Annotated in this window: 7 protein-coding genes; 2 read left to right on the forward strand and 5 right to left on the reverse strand. The window is 64.3% G+C overall.

The annotated features are described in order from the left end of the window. Positions 1–29 precede the first annotated feature (29 nt). Positions 30–1,052, forward strand: a complete 1,023-nt coding sequence (locus EN750_RS14540; protein WP_127396824.1) for a phosphotransferase — start codon at positions 30–32, stop codon at positions 1,050–1,052. A gap of 27 nt (positions 1,053–1,079) precedes the next feature. On the opposite strand, the gene hpaH is transcribed toward EN750_RS14540, so the two are convergent. The 5 genes from hpaH to EN750_RS14565 all read right to left on the reverse strand — a co-directional run bounded on the left by hpaH (position 1,080) and on the right by EN750_RS14565 (position 5,733). Next, positions 1,080–1,886, reverse strand: a complete 807-nt coding sequence (gene hpaH, locus EN750_RS14545) for a 2-oxo-hept-4-ene-1,7-dioate hydratase (RefSeq protein ID WP_127396825.1) — start codon at positions 1,884–1,886, stop codon at positions 1,080–1,082. Next, positions 1,883–2,755, reverse strand: coding sequence for a fumarylacetoacetate hydrolase family protein (locus tag EN750_RS14550; RefSeq protein ID WP_127396826.1), 873 nt, complete (start codon positions 2,753–2,755; stop codon positions 1,883–1,885). Before EN750_RS14550 ends, hpaH begins: the two co-directional genes overlap by 4 nt. A gap of 67 nt (positions 2,756–2,822) precedes the next feature. Next, positions 2,823–3,803 (reverse strand): 3,4-dihydroxyphenylacetate 2,3-dioxygenase, encoded by a 981-nt coding sequence (hpaD, locus tag EN750_RS14555; RefSeq protein ID WP_127396827.1) that lies wholly within the window; start codon positions 3,801–3,803, stop codon positions 2,823–2,825. 14 nt (positions 3,804–3,817) lie between these two features. Further along, positions 3,818–5,335 carry a 5-carboxymethyl-2-hydroxymuconate semialdehyde dehydrogenase gene (gene hpaE / locus EN750_RS14560; protein WP_127396828.1) on the reverse strand — a complete coding sequence of 506 codons (1,518 nt, stop codon included), beginning with the start codon at positions 5,333–5,335 and terminating at the stop codon, positions 3,818–3,820. 11 nt (positions 5,336–5,346) lie between these two features. Further along, positions 5,347–5,733, reverse strand: a complete 387-nt coding sequence (locus EN750_RS14565; RefSeq protein WP_127396829.1) for a 5-carboxymethyl-2-hydroxymuconate Delta-isomerase — start codon at positions 5,731–5,733, stop codon at positions 5,347–5,349. Between the two features lie 214 nt (positions 5,734–5,947). Between EN750_RS14565 and hpaR the strand changes: the two genes are divergently transcribed. Then, the coding region (gene hpaR, locus EN750_RS14570; protein ID WP_245482709.1) for a homoprotocatechuate degradation operon regulator HpaR at positions 5,948–6,199 on the forward strand (252 nt) is incomplete at its 3' end.

Consider the following 6,199-nt stretch of genomic DNA (forward strand, 5'->3'; position numbering starts at 1 on the left):
GTGCTGGGTGAAGTCGGCGGAGTGAAGGCGTGAACGCTGTTTCCACGCAATCCGAGCCCGAGACGGCAGCCGATGTCACCGAGCTTGCCAAGCGCGCGCTCGAACATTGGGGCATTCGTGAGGGTGAGCCGGAGCTGCTGAAATTCCGCGAGAACGCGGTTTTCCGGATCCGCTTGCCCGATGGCCAGCCGGCCGCCATGCGCATTCACCGGCTTGGCTATCACACGGACGCCGCCTTGCGCTCGGAACTGCAATGGATGGGTTTTCTGCAATCGGCCGGCATCGCCACGCCATCTGCGGTCGCCACGCCGGCCGGCGATCTGTTCGTGCTTGTCAGCGCGAACGCCTCAATGCAACCCCGGCAAGTCGATTGCCTGAGCTGGCTGGAAGGCCGCGCCGTCGGTGCGCGAGGCGTGCCGCTGGATTTTACGCCCGAGCAGGCAAGACGGGTCTTTACCGCGATGGGCCGAACCATCGCCCACATGCACAATGTCACGTCTGCCTGGGCGCCTCCGTCCGGCTTTGCCCGCCATGCCTGGGATTTCGATGGCTTCTTCGGCGCGAACCCGAATTGGGGCCGCTTCGAGACCTCGCCCTTCCTCGACGGCCCTCATCGCGAGCTGGTTTTCCAGGCGCGGGAAAAGGCCGTGAAGGCGCTGTCGGAGCATGAACGCAGCGCCCGCAATTTCGGCATCATCCACGCCGATCTGGTGCGCGAGAACGTGCTCGTCCATGACGGCGCGATCCGCATCATCGACTTCGACGATTGCGGCCATGGCTGGCACATGTACGACCTTGCCGTCGCGCTCTACCAGAACCGCGATGAGGCGATCTATCCGCTGATCGAGGCCGCTTTGCTCGAGGGCTATCGGCAGGAGCGGGCACTGACCGCGCGCGACATCGCCGCGCTGCCGCTGTTTTCGGCGTTGCGTGCCTTTGCTTTCCTCGGTTGGGTGCAGAGCCGCGTCGAAGGCGACATCACCAGGGATGTCGGCCAGCGTATGTCGGCCATCGCAGCCGATGTGGTGATTGCCTATCTGCGTGGCGAATAGGGCCGATCAATAAGAACTGGCGGGTCATCAGCCCTTCGCGAAATGGATGCTGACCGTGCCCGAACTGCCGAAATCGGCGACGATCGTGTCGCCGGGCCGCGCCTCGACCGGGCGCACGAACGATCCAGAGAGCACCACCTCGCCAGCCGCGATCGACATGCCGTAGCGGGCGAGCCTGTCCGCCAGCCAGGCGATGCCCATGGCCGGGTGGTTGAGCACGCCGGCGCCGAGCCCGGTTTCCTCGACCTCGGCGTTGCGCGAGACGATGGCACCGATCCAGCGCATGTCGGCCTCATCAGGACGTTGCCGCCGGCCGCCGATGACGATGCCGGCATTGGCGGCATTGTCGGAAATCGTGTCGAAGAAGGTGCGCACCTTCTTCGTCTCGGCATTGACGCGCTCGATGCGCGTATCGAGGATTTCCAGCGCCGGTGTGATGTAGTCGGTGGCGTGGAGCACGTCGGAGATGGTCACGCCGGGGCCTTTCAGCGGCGCCTTCATGACGAAGGCGATCTCGGCCTCGACGCGCGGCTGGATGAAGCGGCCGGCCGGCACCGTCGCGCCGTCATGGAAGAACATGTCGTCGAACAGCACGCCCGAATCCGGCGTGTCGATGGCAAGCGCGTACTGCATTGCCTTCGATGTCAGCCCGATCTTCCAGCCCTTCGGCTTCAGCCCGGTATCGATCTTGCGCGTCACCAGCGCCGCTTGCACGCGGTAGGCGTCCTCCATCGTCGCATCGGGAAAATCGAGGCTGAGCAGACGGATCTGGCGGCGCGACCGCTCGGCCTCGAACAGCCGTGCCGCGGCGTCTTCCACTTGATCCGGGGTCATTGCGCTTCCTCGTCGACGACACCGTTTCTGAGCACGCCGATGCCCTCGGCCTCCACCTCGATCACGTCGCCGGGCTTCAGCCAGATCGGCGGCTCGAAGCGGGCGCCAGCACCCGTCGGCGTGCCGGTGACGATGATATCGCCCGGCACCAGCGTGGTGAAGGTCGAGATGTAGTTGATGATCCTGCGGAAGGAAAAAATCATCCGGCTGGTGCGGTCCTGCTGGCGCAACTCGCCATTGACGCGGGTGGTCAGCGCGATGTCGGCGATCTGCGCCTCGCCGGTAAACGGCACCAGCCATGGGCCGATAGAGCCGCTGCGGTCGAAATTCTTGCCTTGCGTGACGTTGAACTTGGCATGCCGCACCCAGTCGCGGATGGTGCCCTCGTTGCACAGCGACAGCGCCGCGATATGGCCAAGCGCGTCGGCCTCGGCAATGCGCCGGCCAGCCTTGCCGATGACGATGACGATTTCGCCCTCATAGTCGAGCTGCGGTGATTCCGGCGGCCGCACCAGCGACGCGCCATGGCCGACGAAGGAGCAGGGAAAGCGGATGAACAGCGACGGGTTGGAGGGCGCCGCCTGGCCGTCCTTGTACTCCTCGTTGCGGTCGGGGTAGTTGACGCCGACGCAGATGATCTTTTCCGGTGACGGGATCGGGATTTCATAGGCGATGGCGTCGAGCGGGAAATCTGGGGCGAAGGCCTCGGCCGCTTCCGCCAGCCGCCGCAAGGCGCCGGCCTCGATCACTTCACGCAGCGTCGGCCACTGGCCGTAACGAGCCGACAGGTCGATAACGCCCTTGCTCGTGATCGCGCCATAGCGCGCCTTGCCGCCGACGGTGAAGGTGGTGAGCCGTGCGGGGTTCATGCTGCGGCTCCGGCGATGGTGGTGGGCGAGGGGGCGTGACGGAACGCTGACATTGATTAGAATCCCACTAAGGCGCAATGATCGGCGAAGCCGCCAAATCCGGCTGGCGTGCCTCTGCGCCAGCAAACACACTGCCTTCCTCGAACCAGCTTTTCGGCGCCGGCGCGCCCCACAGCGTCTGGCGCTGCGGGTCCTTGAGGTCCCATTTGATCGGCTCGAGGTCCGGATCGACCGTCTGGTAATCCGAACAGTAGATCTCGATGCGGTGGTTGTCGGGATCACGGACATAGAGGAAGAAAGCGTTGGAGATGCCGTGCCGGCCGGGGCCGCGTTCGATGTTTGCGAGATAACCGGTCGTTGCCATCAGGTCGAGCAGATCGATGATGTTGAGCGGTGTCGGCACCCAGAAGGCGACGTGGTGCAGGCGCGGCCCGATGCCGTTGGTGAAGGCGATGTCGTGCACGCCGCCCTTGCGGTGCGTCCACGCCGCCCACAGCTTTCCGCTGCTGGCATCCTCGGTGTATTCGGTAACGCGAAAACCGAGCTCGTTGTAGAAGGCGACCGACTCGTCGACATTGGGCGAGAAGCAATTGAAGTGATCGATGCGCAGCGGCTTGACGCCCTTGTAGAGCGCATATTTCTGGTGGATCGGCGCCAGCCGCTTCATCTGGGCGTAGAATTCGAGCGGTATGCCGTGCGGATCGCGCGTCCGGAAGGTGCGCGACTGGTAGGGCCGCTCGACCCACTCCACCGGCAGGCCCTTGTCCTTGAAGAAATGCACTGCCTTGTCGAGGTCTTCATCCGAGAAGACCTTGAAGCCAAGGTCGCGCGCTTCTGCCGTGGCCGCCTTCTTCAGCACGATGCAATGGTGCCCGCGCTCCTCCAGCGCCCGCAGATAAATGGTGTCTGATGTCTCGTCGGTGACCTGCAGGCCGAGCGTATCGACATAAAAGGCGCGGGATTTGGCGAGGTCGGTGACGGCCAGCTCGACATGGCTGAGGCGCACGATGTTGAAGGCGGGGTAGAGATTGGCCTTGGGCAAGGGCATCTGATTTCCTCCGGTCAGCCGCCAAGTTTCTGGATCGCGTGCGCGGTCGTAGCGAAGGCTACGTTCTTCGTCTCCATGTAGAAGTCGAAGGAGTGATCGCCGCCGTCGCGGCCGATGCCGGAATTCTTGACGCCGCCGAACGGGGTCGGCAAATGGCGCACATTCTCGGAATTGACCCAGATCATGCCGGCATCGAGCGCGTCTGTGAAGCGGAAGGCGCGGGTGACGTCCGAGGTCCAGAGATAGCCGGTCAGGCCGTATTGCGTGTCGTTGGCGAGCGCTAGTGCCTCGGCTTCGTCGCCAAACGGAATGGCGCTCAGCACCGGCCCGAAAATCTCCTCCTGCGCGATGCGCATGCCGTTGGAGACGTTGGTGAACAGGGTCGGGCCGACATAGCAGCCGCCGCCCGGTCCGTCGACCTTGCCGCCGCCGACGGCGAGCGTGGCCCCCTCCGACCTGCCGATGTCGATATAGGACAGCACCTTCTTTTCGTGCACCGGATGGATCAGTGGTCCGACCACCGTTTTCGGATCGAGGGGGTGGCCGACGACGATGCGCTTCGCCCTTTCGGCAACCTTGGCGGTGAAGCTCTCATAGACCGAGGCTTCGACTAGCAGCCGCGACGACGAGGTGCAGCGTTCGCCATTCAGCGAATAGATCATGAATACGGCGGCGTCGGCGGCGCGCTCGAGATCGGCGTCGGCAAAGACGATCACCGGGTTCTTGCCGCCAAGCTCGAAATGCACGCGCTTCAGCGTGTCGGCGCCTTGTTTCATGATCATCGAACCGGTGCGGCTTTCGCCGACAAAGCCGATCGCCTTGATGTCGGGATGCTCGGTCAGCGCCTTGCCGGCATCTTCACCAAGACCGTTGACCAGGTTCCAGACGCCTTTCGGCAGGCCGGCCTCCTCGGCGATCTCGACCAGCAGGCGGGCTGTCAGCGGCGAGAATTCAGCCGGCTTATGAACGACGGTGCAGCCGGCCGCCAGCGCCGGCGCGATCTTCCAGGTCGAGAGCATGAACGGCGTGTTCCACGGCGTGATGATGCCGACCGGGCCGATCGGCACCCTTGTGGTCAGGTTGACCTGGCCGGTGGTCCGCAGTGTTTCGCCGTCGCGCGCTTCGGGCGCGCGGTCGGCGAAGAAGCGGAAATTCTCGGCACCGCGCAACGCCGCCTTGGCCATGAATTTCAGCGCCTGGCCGGTGTCCATGCATTCGACGAAGGCGATCTCCTCGGCGCGCGCTTCGATCGCGTCGGCGATTTTGTGCAGCAGCTTCTTGCGCGCTTCGCCCGGCATGGCGGCCCAGGCCGGGAACGCCGCCTTCGCCGCCTTGGCGGCGCGGTCGATGTCGGCGGCTCCGCCGCGCGCGACCTTGGCCAGCGGCTTCAGGTCGACCGGCGACAGCGTTTCGAACGTCGCGCCGTCGAGCGCCGGCACCGCCTCGCCGCCGATCTGGTTCAACACGCCGTCGCGCCTGAAGCGGGCCAGATAGGCCTCGGCCTTGTTCAGATTGCCTTGCAGGTCGGACATGTCGGGTTCCGTCACTTGCCGCGCAGTCGCGGGTGGATTGCGTTTCTCTTCCAACTCAGCTCCGGGTCGATTTCCCGGATTTCGAGCGACAGGGCGAAATGCGGGGTCTCGAACAGCCCGGCGAGATATTCGCTCACCGCCGCGAAGACGGCTTCGCCGGTCCGCTTCTTCTCATCAGGGCTGCGGCCGGTGCCGATGCGAAACGACATGTCGAGAAAGGCGTTTTCCGGCAGGCTGTCGGCAAGGGCATAGGCCTCGGCGCGAAAGGCCCGCACCCGCACGGCGCCGGTCTCGAACAGCCCGGTATCCAGCACGGTGCGCAACACCAGCGCGCACAATTCGCCCATATCGACCTTGGCATCGAGATTGGCTGAATACTCGATGGAGAAGTGAGGCACGGCGTTTCCCTGGTCTATTGCTTTTGTTGTAGTTAACGCGTTAATTACATGCAACGCCGACGAAGTCAAGTCTTGCATCGGCCTTGGCGCAACGATACGGGATGGCAGGAACGGGCCCTGGCAGGCGGATTCGGCTGAGGGAAGGCCTGTTTTCGATCGCAAGCGTGGGAGGCTCTTTTTCTTGCTGCCTGAAAACACCCGTCGTTCTCTGCCAATGGCGCTGCTTCATGCCCGCGAAGCGGTGATGGCGCGGTTTCGGCCGATGCTTGCGGCGCATGACGTGACCGAACAGCAATGGCGCGTGCTGCGCGTGCTGAGCGAAGCCGGCCCGGTCGAGGCGACGGAACTCGCCGACCGCGCCTCGGTTTTGCCGCCCAGCCTGACGCGCATCATCAAGGCGCTCGAGGGCCGCAAATTCATCACCCGCAACAAGGCCGAAGGCGACGGCCGACGCGTCGTTCTAACC

Source organism: Mesorhizobium sp. M7A.F.Ca.ET.027.03.2.1 (genome assembly GCF_003999175.1).
GTDB lineage: Bacteria > Pseudomonadota > Alphaproteobacteria > Rhizobiales > Rhizobiaceae > Mesorhizobium.

Bases quoted from the DNA above. Each gene is read 5' to 3' on its own strand.
- hpaD (WP_127396827.1), bottom strand. From the start codon at position 3,803: ATGCCCTTGCCCAAGGCCAATCTCTACCCCGCCTTCAACATCGTGCGC.
- hpaE (WP_127396828.1), bottom strand. From the start codon at position 5,335: ATGTCCGACCTGCAAGGCAATCTGAACAAGGCCGAGGCCTATCTGGCC.
- EN750_RS14550 (WP_127396826.1), bottom strand. From the start codon at position 2,755: ATGAACCCCGCACGGCTCACCACCTTCACCGTCGGCGGCAAGGCGCGC.
- hpaH (WP_127396825.1), bottom strand. From the start codon at position 1,886: ATGACCCCGGATCAAGTGGAAGACGCCGCGGCACGGCTGTTCGAGGCC.